This is a genomic window from Ralstonia edaphi (assembly GCF_958350185.1).
GTDB lineage: Bacteria > Pseudomonadota > Gammaproteobacteria > Burkholderiales > Burkholderiaceae > Ralstonia > Ralstonia edaphi.
Genome location: NZ_CATWHI010000005.1, coordinates 20,251 through 34,289 on the forward strand (window position 1 = coordinate 20,251; position 14,039 = coordinate 34,289).

Here is a 14,039-nt window from a genome sequence, read left to right on the forward strand (position 1 = left end):
CCATGGCGCGCTTCTTTATCGACCGCCCGGTCTTTGCCTGGGTGATTGCGCTGGCCATCATCCTGGCCGGCGTGCTCGCGCTGCCCAAACTCCCCGTGGCGCAGTACCCGAACATTGCCCCGCCCAACGTCAGCATCTCGGCCAACTATCCCGGCGCGTCGGCGCGCACGGTGGAGAGTGCCGTCACCGCCATCATCGAGCGCGAGATGAACGGCGCGCCGGGGCTGCTGTACATGTCGTCGTCGTCCGATGCGGCGGGCAACGTGTCGATCAACCTGTCGTTCACGCAGGGCACAAGCCCCGATCTTGCGGCGGTGGAGGTGCAGAACCGGCTGAAGATCGTCGAAGAACGTCTGCCCGAGGTCGTGCGCCGCAACGGCATCCGCATCGAGAAGGCGGCCGAGAACTACATGATGTATCTGTCGCTGACGGCCGAGCGTGGCCGCTTTGACGGCATCGACCTGGGCGACCTCGCTTCGTCAGATTTGATTCCGCAGTTGCGCCGCGTGCCGGGCGTTGGCACCGCGCAGTTGTTCGACGCGGAATACGCCATGCGCATCTGGCCCGATGCCGACAAGTTGACCGCATTGGGCCTGACCGCCGGCGACCTGAGCGATGCCGTGCGCCGCTACAACGCGCGCATCACCGTGGGCGAGATCGGCAGCGGCGCCGTGCCGGGCAGCGCGCCCATCAACGCGAGCGTCACCGGCGACGATGGGCTGACCACGCCGGATGCATTCGGCCAGATCCCGCTGCGTGCGGACGCGCAAGGCCGCATGGTGCTGCTGCGCGATGTGGCGCGCGTGGAGCTGGGCGGCAGCGATTACCTCTACCTCTCGCGCATGAACGGCAAGCCGGCCACGACCATCGGCATCAAGCTCGCCCCTGGCGCCAACGCCGTGGGCGTGGCCAAGCGCGTGCGCGCGGTGCTGGACGAAGCGCAGGCGCATTTCCCGCCCGGCGTGCGCTACGAGGTGGCGTACGACAGCTCGCGCTTTGTCGGCATCGCCATCGAGCAGGTGGTCAAGACGCTGCTCGAAGCCGTGGTGCTGGTGTTCCTGGTGATGATGCTGTTCATGCAGAACCTGCGCGCGACGCTGATCCCGACGCTGGTCGTGCCGATCGCGCTGCTGGGCACGTTTGCGGTGATGCTGCCGATGGGTTTTTCCATCAACGTGCTGACGCTGTTCGGCCTGGTGCTGGCCATCGGCATCCTCGTCGACGATGCGATCGTGGTGGTGGAAAACGTCGAACGCGTGATGCACGAAGATGGGCTCTCGCCGCGCGAGGCGACGGCCAAGGCAATGCGGCAGATCAGCGGGGCCATCGTCGGCATCTCGCTGGTGCTGACGGCGGTGTTCGTGCCGATGGCGTTCTTTGGCGGCGCGGTGGGCAATATCTACCGGCAGTTTTCGTTGTCGCTGGCGGTGTCGATGGTGTTTTCGGCCTTCCTGGCACTGACGCTTACGCCAGCGCTTTGCGCGACGCTGCTCAAGCCGGTGCAGGCTGGCCACGGTGTGGACCGCAAGGGCTTCTTCGGCGCATTCAACCGGGGCTTTGCGCGGTTGACGGCACGCTACCAAGGCGGCGTTGCCAGGCTGCTGAACCGCACGGGCCGCGCGCTGATTGCGTACGGCGCCGTCATCGGCGTGGTGGTGCTGCTGTTCACGCAACTGCCCACGGCCTTCCTGCCGGAAGAGGACACCGGCGAGTTCATGACCGTCGTCATGCTGCCGACCGGCGCCACACAGGCGCAAACGCTCGACGTTGTGCGGCAGGCCGAGCAGCACTTCATGACGCAGGAGCCGGCGGTGGCGTCCACGCTGGCCATCACGGGCTTCAGCCTGTACGGCAACGGGCAGAACGCGGCCATGCTGTTCCTGACGCTCAAGGACTGGAAGGAGCGCAAGGGCGCTGACCAGCACGTCGACGCCGTGGTCGAGCGCGCCAACGCGGCGTTCGGCAAGATCAAGGGCGCGATGGTCATGGCGATGAACTCGCCCGCGCTGCCGGAGCTGGGCAGCAAGCCCGGCTTCGACCTGCGTCTGGAGGACCGCGGAGGCGCCGGCTACGAGCGCCTCGCGCAGGCACGCGACCGCATGCTCGCTGAGGCCGCGAAGCATCCCGCGCTGTCGGAAGTCACGTTTGCGGGCCAGGGCGATGCACCGCAGGTGCTGATCGATGTGGACCGCAAGAAGGCGCTGTCGATGGGCGTGGCGATTGATGACATCAACCGCACGCTGGCCGTGATGTTCGGCTCCGATTACGCAGGCGATTTCGTCTACCGCAACCAGGTGCGCCGCGTGATCGTGCAGGCCGACGGCAAGCAGCGCGTCTCGGTCGAGCAGCTTGGCCGCATGCATGTGCGCAATGCGGCTGGGGCGATGGTGCCGCTCTCGGCGTTCACCACGACGAAGTGGATCGTCGGGCCGCTCAAGCTCGACCGCTACAACGGCTTTCCGGCCATGACGATCACCGGCGCGCCCGCGCCGGGTCACAGCTCAGGCGAGGCCATGGCGGCGATGGAGTCGATCGCGCGAGGCCTGCCCGAAGGCTTCGGCTACGAGTGGACGGGCCAGTCGTTCGAGGAGCGGCTGTCGGGAGCGCAGGCGCCGGCGCTGTTTGCGCTGTCGATCCTCGTCGTCTTCCTGTGCCTCGCAGCGCTGTACGAGAGCTGGTCGATTCCGCTGGCGGTCATGCTGGTGGTGCCGCTGGGCGTGTTGGGCGCGCTGCTGGGCGCCACGCTGCGCTTCCTGCCCAACGACATCTACTTCAAGGTCGGGCTGATTGCCACGATTGGCCTGTCGGCCAAGAACGCGATCCTGATCATCGAAGTGGCCAAGGATCTGGTGGCGCAGGGCATGGGCCTGATTGAAGCCACGCTGGAGGCCGCGCGGCTGCGCTTCCGGCCGATCGTGATGACGTCGCTGGCGTTTGCCTTTGGCGTCGTGCCGCTGGCGGTTGCGACCGGCGCGGCATCGGCCAGCCAGCGCGCCATCGGCACGGGTGTGCTGGGCGGGATCATCGCGGCGACGGTGCTGGCGGTGTTCCTGGTGCCGGTGTTCTTTGTGGTGGTGCGGCGCGTGTTCAAGGGCAGCGAGCGGCAGCGCCGGCTGGACGCGGCGCACGAGCACGAGACTGCGGGGCCGGCGGCCTGACCGGCGTCGTGATCAATCTGCGGCGGCTGGGCTCTTGCGCCTGGCCGCTGCGGGGTCGAAACCGAAAAAGCCGAGGACCTCTGCGGCGACCTGATCGCGATCGTTGTCTACGCAGATCATGTGGTAGCTGTTTTCGAGCACGACGCTGCGCGCATGGGGCAGGGTGGCTTGCAACGTTTCAGCGGAGCGCAGGCTGGTGAGTTCGTCTTCACGTGAATGGATCACCAGCGTCTGGCACTGCGTCTCGGGCGCGCCAGCCAGCGCCCAGCGTCGCAGCCGATCCACCTGCCGAATGCAGGCCAGCGGCACCCACGGGTAGTGGAAGCTGTCGCCGCGCGCGAGCTTCGCCTTGATGATCCGCCGCAACAGCGGGTTCTTGATGCCGAACGGCTCGTCTTCTTCCACGCGCATGCGCGCCGCCATGCCCGGGATGCGATAGACCACGTGGCGCAGATCCCGATACCACGGCGTCGACCAGCCATCGATATGGATCGGCGTGGCGAGCAGCGCCAGCCTGTCGTGCGGGCGTGCAATGCCATGCCGAACCCGGTGCGCCAGCACCAGTGCCAGCAATGCGCCCATGCACATCCCGGCGATATGCACGGCGTCGTGCTCGGCGGCGAGCTGCTCATACGTTTGCGTGAGCGTTTCAAGCCAGGCCTCGGCGGGCATGTGGATCAGGTCTTCGGGGCGCGTGCCATGGCCGGGCAAGGTCGGCACGTGCGTGGCGGCGCCGGCGTTGCGCAGCGCTTTCTGCAGCACGCCCACGTCGTAGGCCGTGCCGCCCAGGCCATGGATCAGCAGCACAGCCGTGCTGCCGGACGCCAATGCCGTCACAGTGCGGTCTCGACCGACCAGGTACCAGTGACAAGCGCCATGTTGCCGACGGCGTCCATCAGCGGGCCGCCGGTATCCACCACGGTGTGCAGCGTGCCGTCGCGTGCGGTGATGCGCAGGGTCTGGCGGCGCGCGGGCATGGCGGCCCCGTCGTCCAGCGCGGTTTCTCCGAGCCAACGTGCGCGCAGCGCGTCGCGGTCATCCGGATGCACCAGTTGCAGGACGGTCGAGATCGACGCCATGCTCGTCGCGTCGTGTCCGAAGACGAGGACCACGTCGCCGCCCCAGTCGATGCGGCCACTGGCGGGGTCGATGGTGTAGACGAGCTGGCCCGATGTTGCCAACGCCAGTTCCACGCGGTTCTGCCATTGCGCGCTCTGCTCGTGCAGTTGTTCGCGTGTGGTCTTGAGCGCGCTCACCAGCAGCACCAGCAGCGCGGCAATGCCCAGGTACAGCTGCGCTTCCAGCAGCGACTGGCCATAGTGGTGATCGAGCACGGCGAACGGGCCGTCGCCCTCGGCGGTTTGCGTCAGCGCCACGAGCGTGAGCAGCAGCACGGCCATGGAGCCGCCGCGGCCGCCCCACAGCAGGGCCACCACCACGGCAAAGAACAACGGGACGTAGGTCAGCGCAAAGCCGATGCCGTCGCCAAACTTGGCATCGCTGTTGCCATCGAAGATGACGTACGCCGACAGCGCCAGCGCAATCGCAGCCGCCAGGCCCAGCAGGAAGTCCGTGCGGTCCGTGCCGCCCGAGCGGAATGCGCGAAAGCGCGACCATGCGGCCAGCACCGGCGTGACGATCAGCACGCCCAGGAAATCCGACGCCGCCCAGATGCGCAGGACGTGCCCGAATGCGCCACCCTGGGACCACGCAAACCATGCCGCCCCGAACAGCGCCCCGAGCAGCGCGCTGACCGCGCCCGCCACCAGCATCGCGCGCACGAAGTACAACCCTTCGAGCGGCACGCGCGCGAGCCTCACCAGGGCCACGGCCAGGGCCGCGCTCCCCGCCTCGTCGAGCACGAACAGCATGGCGTGCGCGGGGTTGGTGTGTTCAATCGCGGCCAGCGCCAGCTGGGCCACGGCAAACGCCGCGCCGAGCCCCGGCCATTCGCGGTAAGGCCGCAGCATGAACGCCGCCATGGTCACGCCTGCCGGCAGCCAGATGTAGCCCGTCATGTCGACCGGGCCATTCAGCCGATGCGACACGATGGCGGCAACCAGGTAAAGCGCGCCCCAGAGGATCGTGGCGACGGTGGTGGAAGGTCGGTTCAATGGCATCCGGGTTTCCCTCGGTGAAAACAAAAAACCGCGCCGGCTTGGGTGCCGTGCGCGGTTGGTGATGCTACCGCAACCGGTTTCGGGCGGGCTTAGACGACAGGCAGCGCCAAGACTTCCCGTGCGGCGCGCCGGTCGCGCAACTCGGCCATCCACCGCTCGAGGTTCGGGCGCGCCGGGCGATCCATCGGCAGGCCGAGCCAGCGGTGTGTGGCGCAGCCGCAGACGATGTCGGCCATGGTGAAGCGGCGGCCGGCCACGTAGGGCTGCTTGGCCAGCACGGCTTCGAGGACGGCGGTGCTGCGTTCTGCGGCCTGGCGCGAGCGTTCAATGCGCGCGGCGTCGCGCTGGTCTTCCGGCGTGCGCACGAGCTGCATGAAGGCATCCACCATCGACGGGCTGTACGACGTGGTCTGCCAGTCCATCCAGCGGTCGGCATCGGCGCGCTCGTGAAGTTCAAGCGGGTAGAGGTTGCCCGGGCCGTAGCGTGCCGAGAGATAGCGCACGATGGCGTTGGATTCCCACAGCACGAAGCGGGTATCGGCGGAATCGTTCAGGCCGTCTTCGATGACGGGGATCATCCCGTTCGGGTTCATCGCCTTGAATTCCGGTGTGTCGACGCCGCCGAAGGCGCCGCCGACGTCGATGCGCTCATGGTCCAGCGACAGCTCGCGCGCGCACCAGACCACTTTCTGAACGTTGACCGAAGAGAGTCTTCCCCAGATCCGCAGCATCGACGACGGCTCCTTTCTTAGATGGACGAGTGAATGGTGTTAGCTAATTTAGGCGGCCTTCGGCGTGAGCGCAGCGATTTCTGCGCGGATCAGCTCGCCCAGCACGGCAATGCCTTGCTCGATGCGCTCCGGTGCCACCGTCACGAACGCCAGGCGCAGGGTATTGCGACGCGGCGCATTGGCATAGAACGGTGCGCCCGGCACGAACGCCACATTGCGCGCGACGGCCTTTTCCAGCAGCGACATCGTGTCGATGCCTTCCGGCACTTCCACCCAGATGAACATGCCGCCTTCCGGGCGGTTCCAGTGCACGCCGGCCGGCATGTGGCGCGTGAGCGAGTCGAGCATCGCTTCGCACTGCTTGCCGTAGAGGTTCCGGATGCTGGGGATGTGCGTGTCGAGCAGCCCGGTCTTCAGCACCTCGTACGCCACGCGCTGCGTGAAGCTCGGCGTGTGCAGATCCGATGCCTGCTTGGCCTGCACGAGTTTGAAGTGGATATGTTCGGGCGCGATGATGTAGCCCAGGCGCATGCCCGGTGCCAGGATCTTCGAGAACGAGCCCATGTAGACCACGCCGTCCGGATTCAGCGAGCGCAGCGAGGGCAGGGCGTCGCCGGTGTAGCTGAGTTCGCCGTACGGATCGTCTTCAACGAGGAGCACGCCGAGTTCCTTCGCGCGGGCCACCAGGGCCTGGCGGCGGTCCAGCGGCAGGCGGCGGCCGGTCGGGTTCTGGAAGTTCGGGATCGTGTAGAAGAAGCGTGCGCCGGCAGCCAGTTCGGGCGTCAACGCGTCGGGCAGCAGGCCCTTGTCGTCGGTGGCGATGGACGTATAGGCCGGCTCGAAGAGCGAGAACGCCTGCAGCGCGCCGAGGTACGTCGGCGTTTCGACCAGCACCTTGCTTTGCGGGTCGATGAAGATCTTGCCGAGCAGGTCCAGGCCCTGCTGCGAGCCCGTGGTGATCAGCACGCGCGAGGCGGTGGTGCCATGACGCTGAGCGATCCACTCGCGCAGCACCGACAGGCCTTCGGTCGGGGTGTACTGCAGCGAGGCCTGCGGGTTGTCGGCAAACATGCGGGCGCACGCCGCCTGAATCGCTTCGACCGGGAAGGTGACCGGGGCGGGCAGGCCGCCGGCAAACGAAATGACCTCAGGACGTTCGGTGATCTTGAGGATTTCCCGGATCGCCGAGCTGGTGAGTTTCTGAGCGCGGCTGGAGAAGGTACAGGCGGTGTGGTCCATGGTGTGGTCCTAGTGTTGCGGCGCCCACCTCGTGAGCGAGCGCCGTGGGTGGGCAAGACGGTGAGAATAGCAGGCAACCGGCCCGTCTAATATTGGGCGGCTGCCGGTGGCACAGCAGCAAAAAGCGTCGCTCAGGCGACTTCCGCAATCAGTTCGATCTCGACGCATGCGCCGAACGGAATCTGTGCGACGCCGAAGGCGCTGCGGGCGTGCTTGCCGGCGTCGCCAAACACCTCGGCGAACAGTTCCGATGCGCCGTTGGTCACCAGGTGCTGCTCGGTGAACTCCTGGGTGGAGTTGACCAGGCTCATCACCTTGACGATGCGCTTGACACGGCTGAGATCACCGCCCAGGTGCGTATTCAACGTGGCAATCAGGTCGATGGCGATGGCGCGTGCGGCTGCCTTGCCTTGCTCGGTCGTCATGTCGGCGCCCAGCTTGCCGACCCACGGCTTGCCGTCTTTCTTGGCGATGTGGCCGGACAGGAAGACCTGGTTGCCGGTTTGCGCGGCCATGACGTAGGCGGCAGCGGGGGCGCCTGCGGCGGGCAGTTCGATGCCGAGTTGCTTGAGCTTGGCCTGAGCGTCGTGCGGGGCGGTCATGAAGACTCCTTGGTAAGTGCGGTCAACAAAAGAGGGAAAACGTTGCTATCGGCGGACCGACGTGCGCCGGCCGATGCCGACCACGGCAATGACGGCCAGCGCAAACAGCACGGTCGGCGCATCGAGCGGTTCGCCCAGCAGCAGCCAGCCGCCGATCAACGTCATGAAAGGTTGCAGCAATTGTATCTGGCCGACCCGCGCAACACCGCCCGCAGCCAGGCCGGAATACCAGAACAGGAAGCCGATGAACATGGAAAAGGCCGACACGTAAGCCAGCCCCATCCAGGCCCTGGACGACGCATGCGCGAGCGCCTCGGCCTGATGTGTGGACGGCAGCCACGCCAGCGCGCCCACCAGCGGCAGCAGCACAGGCAGGGAGACGACCAGCGCCCAGGCAATCGTCTGCGTGCCGCCCAGTTCGCGCGCGAGCCTGCCGCCGGTCGCATAGCCGAGGGCGCCCGTCACCATGGCGGCGAAGAGGAGCCAATCGGCGCGGTGGAGGGCACCCGCTCCCTGCAGCAGTGCAAATGAAACAACGAGCACGCTGCCAATGACCGCGCACAGCCAAAACCCGGCAGACGGCCGCTCGCGCCCGAACCACGCGGCAAAGATGGCGGTTGCAAGCGGCAGCAGGCCGGTGATGATGGCGCCATGGGCGGCCGGCACATCGCGCATCGCCAGCGACGAGAACAGCGGGAAGCCGACCACCACGCCCATTGCCGTCACCGCCAGTTGCCACCATTGATTGCCGCGCGGGCGCTTGCTGGCCGAGAACGCGCCCGTGGCCGCCAGCAGCACCAGCGCCAGCACGCTTGCCAGCACCGCGCGCGCCAGCGCCACGAAGGTGGCATCCAGTTCGGCGACGGCCATGCGCGTGAACGGCAGCGTCTGGCTGAAGATGGCCACGCCGATAAAGCCCAGCAGCAGGCCGCGGCGTTCAGCGTGGTCAATGTGTGGTGCGGGCAGGGTGACGGACTTGTTCATGGCGGCCGCTCAATCGGCAAACGCTACGGCGACGCGTCGGTTCTGGCGGCTTTTCTTTTCGATCTTGGTGACCACCACGCGACCGATTTCACCGGTGGCCCGCACATGGGTGCCGCCGCACGGTTGGCGGTCGATGCCGTCAATGTGGATGATGCGGATGGCTGAGGCGCCTGCCGGCGGCGCCGCGCCGATGGTGCGCACGAGTTCGGGTTGCGCGGCCAGTTCTTCCGGCGTGATCAGGTCGATGCGCACCGGCGTATTGCGGCCGATGAGTTCGTTCAACTGCGTGGTCAGCGTGTCGCGGTCGAGCGTCGATTCCGGCAGGTCGAAATCGATGCGGCCAGCGTCTGGCGAGATGCCGCAGCCCGTGACCGGCACGGGAATCAGCGAGCCCAGCAGGTGCAGGCACGTATGCAGCCGCATCAGGCGGTGGCGGCGGTCCCAGTCGATGGTGGCCGTGACCGGCGTGCCGGGCGCGAGCAGCGAGACGTCTGCGCTGTCGGCAGGCACATGCAGAACGGTTTGGCGATCGGCGCTGTAGACGGTGTCGGCAATCGCAATGGTCTGCCCATCGGCCAGGACCAGCGTGCCGGTGTCGCCCGCCTGGCCGCCGCTGCGGGCGTAGAACACCGTGGCGTCCAGTTCAATGCCTTCCGGATGCACGGCGACGACGGTGGCGTCGCAGGTGGCGCGGTAGGCGTCTTCGTCAAAGCGTTTCAACGTGGGCATTGGGGCAGTCTCCGGGTTCGCTGAGGGCGGAATTCTGACCTTGATCCTACCGAACTGTGTCTGTACAGTACCTGTACACTTTGTCGTGGCGCTTTCTGTACAGTTTTCGGCCCGCTTGGAGCCTACCCGTCATGAATTCCACCCCCCACATCATCAGCCTGGACGCCCGCCGCGCGGCCGCCCGCCCGGCGGCGGAGCAGTTGCCTGACCCCATTCCGTCGGCGCAGATGACGCTGGTGGATCAGCTCACCGAATGGGCGCGCATGCGCATCGACGAGCGCGTGTTTCGTGCCGGCATGCGCATGCCGTCGATCCGGCAGCTGGCGCAGGAGAAGAGCATTTCGCGCTTCACCGTGGTGGAGGCGTACGAGCGGCTGGTGGCGCAGGGGTATCTGGAGTCGCGCCGCGGTTCGGGCTTCTACGTGAAGGAGCGTCAAGCGCTGCTGCCCGAGGAGCCGGTCGCGCCGCCGCCGACTGCTGCACGCAAGATCGACGTGACGTGGCTGCTGCGGAACATGTTCCATCCTGCGGAGCCACGCAAGGCGCCGGGTGTGGGCTTCTTGCCCAACGGGTGGCTGGACGGCGAGCTGATCGCCAACGCGATGCGCTCGCTGGGGCGGCTGAACGGCAACCAATTTCTGTCGCTGGGCACGCCGCAGGGCTTCTTGCCGCTGCGCCAGCAACTGCAAACACGGCTGGCCGAGCTGGAAATCGGCGCGCGACCCGAACAGATCGTGGTGACCTCCGGGATCACCGCTTCACTGGACCTGATTGCGCGTCAGTATGTGCAGCCGGGCGACACGGTGCTCGTGGGCGATCCGGCGTGGTTTCTGATGTTCGGCCGCTTTGCCGCGCAGGGTGCGCAGGTGATCGGCGTGCCCTATACCACCGAGGGGCCGGACTTGGTCGCGCTGGAAGGGTTGGTACAGGCGCGTCGCCCCAAGCTGCTGGTCATCAATTCAATCCTGCACAACCCGACCGGCACGTCGCTCTCGGCTGCCAAGGCATTCCAGCTGTTGCGGTTGGCTGAGCAGTACGGTTTTCTGATCGTTGAAGACGACATTTACGGCGATCTTGCACCGCCCGGTTATCCGGCGACACGCCTTGCAAGCCTGGATCAGTTGCGCCGGGTGATTTACCTGAACAGCTTTTCCAAAACGCTGGCGGTGAATTTGCGCGTGGGTTTCATTGCCTGCCATCCGGAACTGGCCAAGAACCTGACCGATGCCAAGCTGCTGACAGGGTTTGCTACGCCCGAGATCAACGAACGCGTGCTCTACAAGATCCTCACCGAAGGCCAATATCGCAAGCACGTTGAGCGCGTGCGCGGCCGCCTGGACCGTGCGCGCGATGCCGTTCAGCGCAACCTGGAGCGCATGGGCCTGAAGCTGTTTGCGCAGCAAGGCGCGGGCATGTTCCTTTGGGCCGATACCGGCCAGGACACCAACGCCATCGCCCGCGCCGGGCACGAGCAGGGCTATGTGTTTGCGCCGGGGAGCCTGTTCTCGCCGTCCCAGATGCCATCGACGTGGATGCGCTTCAACATCGCGACCAGCGCGGATCCGGACATGCTGCGGTTCCTGGCGGAGCAGCTCGAAAAGGCCTGAAGTGGTTTATGTACGTGGTCGCTTCATCCAACTCCAAGCATGAAATGCCAGGGACGTGGCAGAGCAGACGAGGAAAAAGGAAACCAGCCAACCAAAGAAAAGACTAGCTTCAGCGATGTCTTCTGGAGTCTGGGCGCCGGAAACCGTCACTATCCATCGGCCCACAGACTCGGGTAGAGGAGGGAAGTTGTCTGGGTGGTAATACCACGTATAGCCGAGCATCAAAGAGGTGCCGATGAGCCAAACGGCTAGCAGAGATCTCGTGATGCACCGTTTCATTTGACAAGAACCTTGCCATAAGTCTGCAGGGTTTGCCCATCTGCGGCGCGTACAGCGAGGGTGGCGCTGGTCTTTAGCATGGCCCGTACACGAGCGAAATTGTGAGGCGCGGCAATGGTAATGCAGCCTTGGCTGATTCCAGCACCGGTTTTGGGGTGCAGGCGGAAATTGCCACGCAGTACCTGGTCGCAGTATGTCTGGTCGTCGATTCGACCGTCGATGGCATACAGCGCGAACCAGTCGGCGTGACCTCGGACTTGGTCCCATAGCCAGCCGAGCCGCCCTCCGGATTGGCGGTCAATGATGTAATACGAACCCGTAGGGATCGGGCCTAGATTTGCGAGACACATCGACGCGCGTTTGTTGATATAGGCGCCGTAGCCCGAGAATGCCGGAAAAGCGGCAGTGCCGATCTTGAATGCGCTCATCGGTTGGTCATTCAGTTCAAAGCAGCAATCGAACATGAAACTCTCCTGCGGATGGAAAGCGTCGATTCCAGCAATGCTCTGGCATACCGCACAATCAGCCAATTCTGGCTTTTTTGCCCTTACGCGGGGCTTGAAAACCCGCTCTCCCGCCCTATCTAGCCTCACAAATTCATGCGGGCGCACGCGCAAGGTGTAGCCCGCTTCTCTTTCCACTTTCCAGACTTTTTATGCACACCATGAGCGCACCGCACGAGAAGATGGCTTTCCAGGCAGAAGTGAAGCAGCTTCTGCATCTGATGATCCACTCGCTGTACAGCAACAAGGAAATCTTCCTGCGGGAGCTGGTTTCCAATGCGTCGGATGCGGTGGACAAGCTGCGCTTCGAGGGCATCGCCAACCCGTCGCTGCTGGAAGGCGGCGGCGAGCTTGGCATCCGCATCGGCTTTGATGCTGCCGCGCGCACCATCACCATTGCCGACAACGGCATCGGCATGAGCCGCGACGAGGCGATCCGCAACCTCGGCACCATCGCCCGGTCGGGCACGCGCGAGTTCTTCAGCCAACTGTCGGGTGACCAGCAGAAGGACGCCGCCCTCATCGGGCAGTTTGGCGTCGGCTTCTACTCGGCGTTCATCGTGGCCGATCGCGTGACGGTGGAATCGCGCCGTGCCGGCGTGGCCGCCGAGGAAGGCGTGCGCTGGGAAAGCACCGGCGACGGCGAATTCACCGTCGACACGATCGAACGCGCCGAGCGCGGCACCACCATCACGCTGCACCTGCGCGAGGGCGAGGACGATTTCCTCTCCACCTGGCGGATCAAGTCAGTGGTGCAGAAGTATTCGGACCACATCTCCCTGCCGATCCAGATGCGCAAGGAAGCGTGGGACGAAGAGAAGAAAGCGATGGTCGCCCAGGACGAGTGGGAAACCATCAACCAGGGCAGCGCGCTGTGGGCACGCCCGCGCACTGATGTGACCGACGATCAGTACATCGCGTTCTACCAGCACATCGCGCACGAAAACGGCAAGCCGCTCGCCTGGACGCACAACCGCGTGGAAGGCCGCAGCGAATACACGCAGCTGCTGTACATCCCGACCAATGCTCCGTTCGACCTGTGGGACCGCGAGCGCCGCAGCGGCCTGAAGCTGTACGTCAAGCGTGTCTTCATCATGGACGACGCCGAGCAACTGCTGCCGGGCTACCTGCGCTTCGTGAAGGGCGTGATCGATTCGGCCGACCTGCCGCTGAACGTGTCGCGCGAAATCCTGCAGGAAAGCCGCGACGTGAAGGCCATCCGCGAGGGCTCGACCAAGCGCGTGCTGGGCATGCTGGAATCGATGGTGGAGTCGGATGACGCCGCCGAGAAGGAAAAGTACGCCACGTTCTGGCAGAACTTTGGCCAGGTGCTCAAGGAAGGCATCGGCGAAGACCACGCCAACAAGGACCGCATTGCGAAGCTGCTGCGCTTCGCTTCCACGCACAACGAAGACAGCGCCCAGACCGTCTCGCTGGCGGATTACATCGGCCGCATGAAGGAAGGCCAGGACAAGATCTACTACGTGACCGCCGAAAACTGGACGGCCGCCAAGTCGAGCCCGCATCTGGAAATCTTCCGCAAGAAGGGCGTCGAAGTCCTGCTGCTGACCGACCGCGTGGACGAGTGGATGCTCTCGTTCCTGCACGACTTCGAAGAGAAGGAACTGGTGTCGGTGGCGCGTGGCGATCTCGACCTGGGCGCCTTGGAAGACGAAGCCGAGAAGGCCGAGCACGCCAAGGTGGAAGGCGAGTTCAAGCCGCTGGTCGAGCGCGCCAAGGCTGTGCTGAGCGAGAAGGCCAAGGACGTGCGGATCACGCATCGCCTGACCGATTCGCCGTCGTGCCTGGTGGCCGATGAAGGCGACATCAGCGGCACGCTGGCCCGTCTGCTGAAGCAGGCCGGCCAACAGGCGCCTGACAGCAAGCCGGTGCTGGAGCTGAACCCGACGCATCCGCTCGTGCGCAAGCTCGCGCTGCTGGAAACCGTGACCGGCAACGAAGCCGACCGCGCCGCGTTCGAGGATCGCATTCACGTGCTGTTCGATCAGGCACTGCTGGCTGAAGGCGGCGCTCTGACCGACCCTGCGGCTTACGTCCAACGCGTGAACCGCCTGCTGGCCTGACGA

At 65.5% G+C, this 14,039-nt stretch carries 11 protein-coding genes; 3 read left to right on the forward strand and 8 right to left on the reverse strand.

The features are described 5' to 3' along the window. Positions 1-2 precede the first annotated feature (2 nt). Positions 3-3,158 carry a multidrug efflux RND transporter permease subunit gene (locus R2669_RS17590; protein WP_316901519.1) on the forward strand — a complete coding sequence of 1,052 codons (3,156 nt, stop codon included), beginning with the start codon at positions 3-5 and terminating at the stop codon, positions 3,156-3,158. 12 nt (positions 3,159-3,170) lie between these two features. On the opposite strand, the gene R2669_RS17595 is transcribed toward R2669_RS17590, so the two are convergent. The 7 genes from R2669_RS17595 to R2669_RS17625 all read right to left on the reverse strand — a co-directional run bounded on the left by R2669_RS17595 (position 3,171) and on the right by R2669_RS17625 (position 9,563). Further along, positions 3,171-3,995, reverse strand: a complete 825-nt coding sequence (locus R2669_RS17595) for an alpha/beta hydrolase (protein WP_316901521.1) — start codon at positions 3,993-3,995, stop codon at positions 3,171-3,173. After that, positions 3,992-5,278: an MASE1 domain-containing protein gene (locus R2669_RS17600; RefSeq protein ID WP_147214168.1), complete on the reverse strand. Its 1,287-nt coding sequence runs from the start codon at positions 5,276-5,278 to the stop codon at positions 3,992-3,994. Before R2669_RS17600 ends, R2669_RS17595 begins: the two co-directional genes overlap by 4 nt. Before the next feature lie 89 nt (positions 5,279-5,367). Next, entirely contained in the window at positions 5,368-6,009 is a 642-nt protein-coding gene (locus R2669_RS17605; protein WP_316901526.1) for a glutathione S-transferase family protein, read from the reverse strand. Positions 6,010-6,057: 48 nt separating this feature from the next. Next, complete coding sequence (locus R2669_RS17610) at positions 6,058-7,248, reverse strand: aminotransferase-like domain-containing protein (protein ID WP_147214170.1); 1,191 nt, start codon at positions 7,246-7,248, stop codon at positions 6,058-6,060. A gap of 131 nt (positions 7,249-7,379) precedes the next feature. Continuing rightward, entirely contained in the window at positions 7,380-7,850 is a 471-nt protein-coding gene (locus R2669_RS17615; RefSeq protein WP_316901528.1) for a RidA family protein, read from the reverse strand. Positions 7,851-7,895: 45 nt separating this feature from the next. Beyond that, positions 7,896-8,834, reverse strand: coding sequence for a DMT family transporter (locus R2669_RS17620; RefSeq protein WP_316901530.1), 939 nt, complete (start codon positions 8,832-8,834; stop codon positions 7,896-7,898). A gap of 9 nt (positions 8,835-8,843) precedes the next feature. After that, a complete protein-coding gene (locus R2669_RS17625) occupies positions 8,844-9,563 on the reverse strand; it encodes an alanyl-tRNA editing protein (protein ID WP_316901532.1) in 720 nt (239 codons plus the stop codon). A 56-nt stretch (positions 9,564-9,619) separates the two neighbouring features. Here R2669_RS17625 and R2669_RS17630 point away from each other — a divergent pair, with 56 nt between their 5' ends. Continuing rightward, positions 9,620-11,170, forward strand: coding sequence for an aminotransferase-like domain-containing protein (locus tag R2669_RS17630; RefSeq protein ID WP_316901534.1), 1,551 nt, complete (start codon positions 9,620-9,622; stop codon positions 11,168-11,170). A gap of 275 nt (positions 11,171-11,445) precedes the next feature. On the opposite strand, the gene R2669_RS17635 is transcribed toward R2669_RS17630, so the two are convergent. Beyond that, positions 11,446-11,913: a DUF2778 domain-containing protein gene (locus tag R2669_RS17635; RefSeq protein WP_316888117.1), complete on the reverse strand. Its 468-nt coding sequence runs from the start codon at positions 11,911-11,913 to the stop codon at positions 11,446-11,448. A gap of 200 nt (positions 11,914-12,113) precedes the next feature. On the opposite strand from R2669_RS17635, the gene htpG reads away from it, so the two are divergent. Further along, positions 12,114-14,036, forward strand: a complete 1,923-nt coding sequence (gene htpG, locus R2669_RS17640; protein WP_316901536.1) for a molecular chaperone HtpG — start codon at positions 12,114-12,116, stop codon at positions 14,034-14,036. The last annotated feature ends 3 nt before the right edge of the window (positions 14,037-14,039 follow it).

Coding starts and splice junctions, on each gene's coding strand:
- htpG (WP_316901536.1), top strand. CDS start 12,114: ATGAGCGCACCGCACGAGAAGATGGCTTTCCAGGCAGAAGTGAAGCAG.
- R2669_RS17600 (WP_147214168.1), bottom strand. CDS start 5,278: ATGCCATTGAACCGACCTTCCACCACCGTCGCCACGATCCTCTGGGGC.
- R2669_RS17635 (WP_316888117.1), bottom strand. CDS start 11,913: ATGTTCGATTGCTGCTTTGAACTGAATGACCAACCGATGAGCGCATTC.
- R2669_RS17620 (WP_316901530.1), bottom strand. CDS start 8,834: ATGAACAAGTCCGTCACCCTGCCCGCACCACACATTGACCACGCTGAA.
- R2669_RS17605 (WP_316901526.1), bottom strand. CDS start 6,009: ATGCTGCGGATCTGGGGAAGACTCTCTTCGGTCAACGTTCAGAAAGTG.
- R2669_RS17625 (WP_316901532.1), bottom strand. CDS start 9,563: ATGCCCACGTTGAAACGCTTTGACGAAGACGCCTACCGCGCCACCTGC.
- R2669_RS17590 (WP_316901519.1), top strand. CDS start 3: ATGGCGCGCTTCTTTATCGACCGCCCGGTCTTTGCCTGGGTGATTGCG.
- R2669_RS17615 (WP_316901528.1), bottom strand. CDS start 7,850: ATGACCGCCCCGCACGACGCTCAGGCCAAGCTCAAGCAACTCGGCATC.
- R2669_RS17610 (WP_147214170.1), bottom strand. CDS start 7,248: ATGGACCACACCGCCTGTACCTTCTCCAGCCGCGCTCAGAAACTCACC.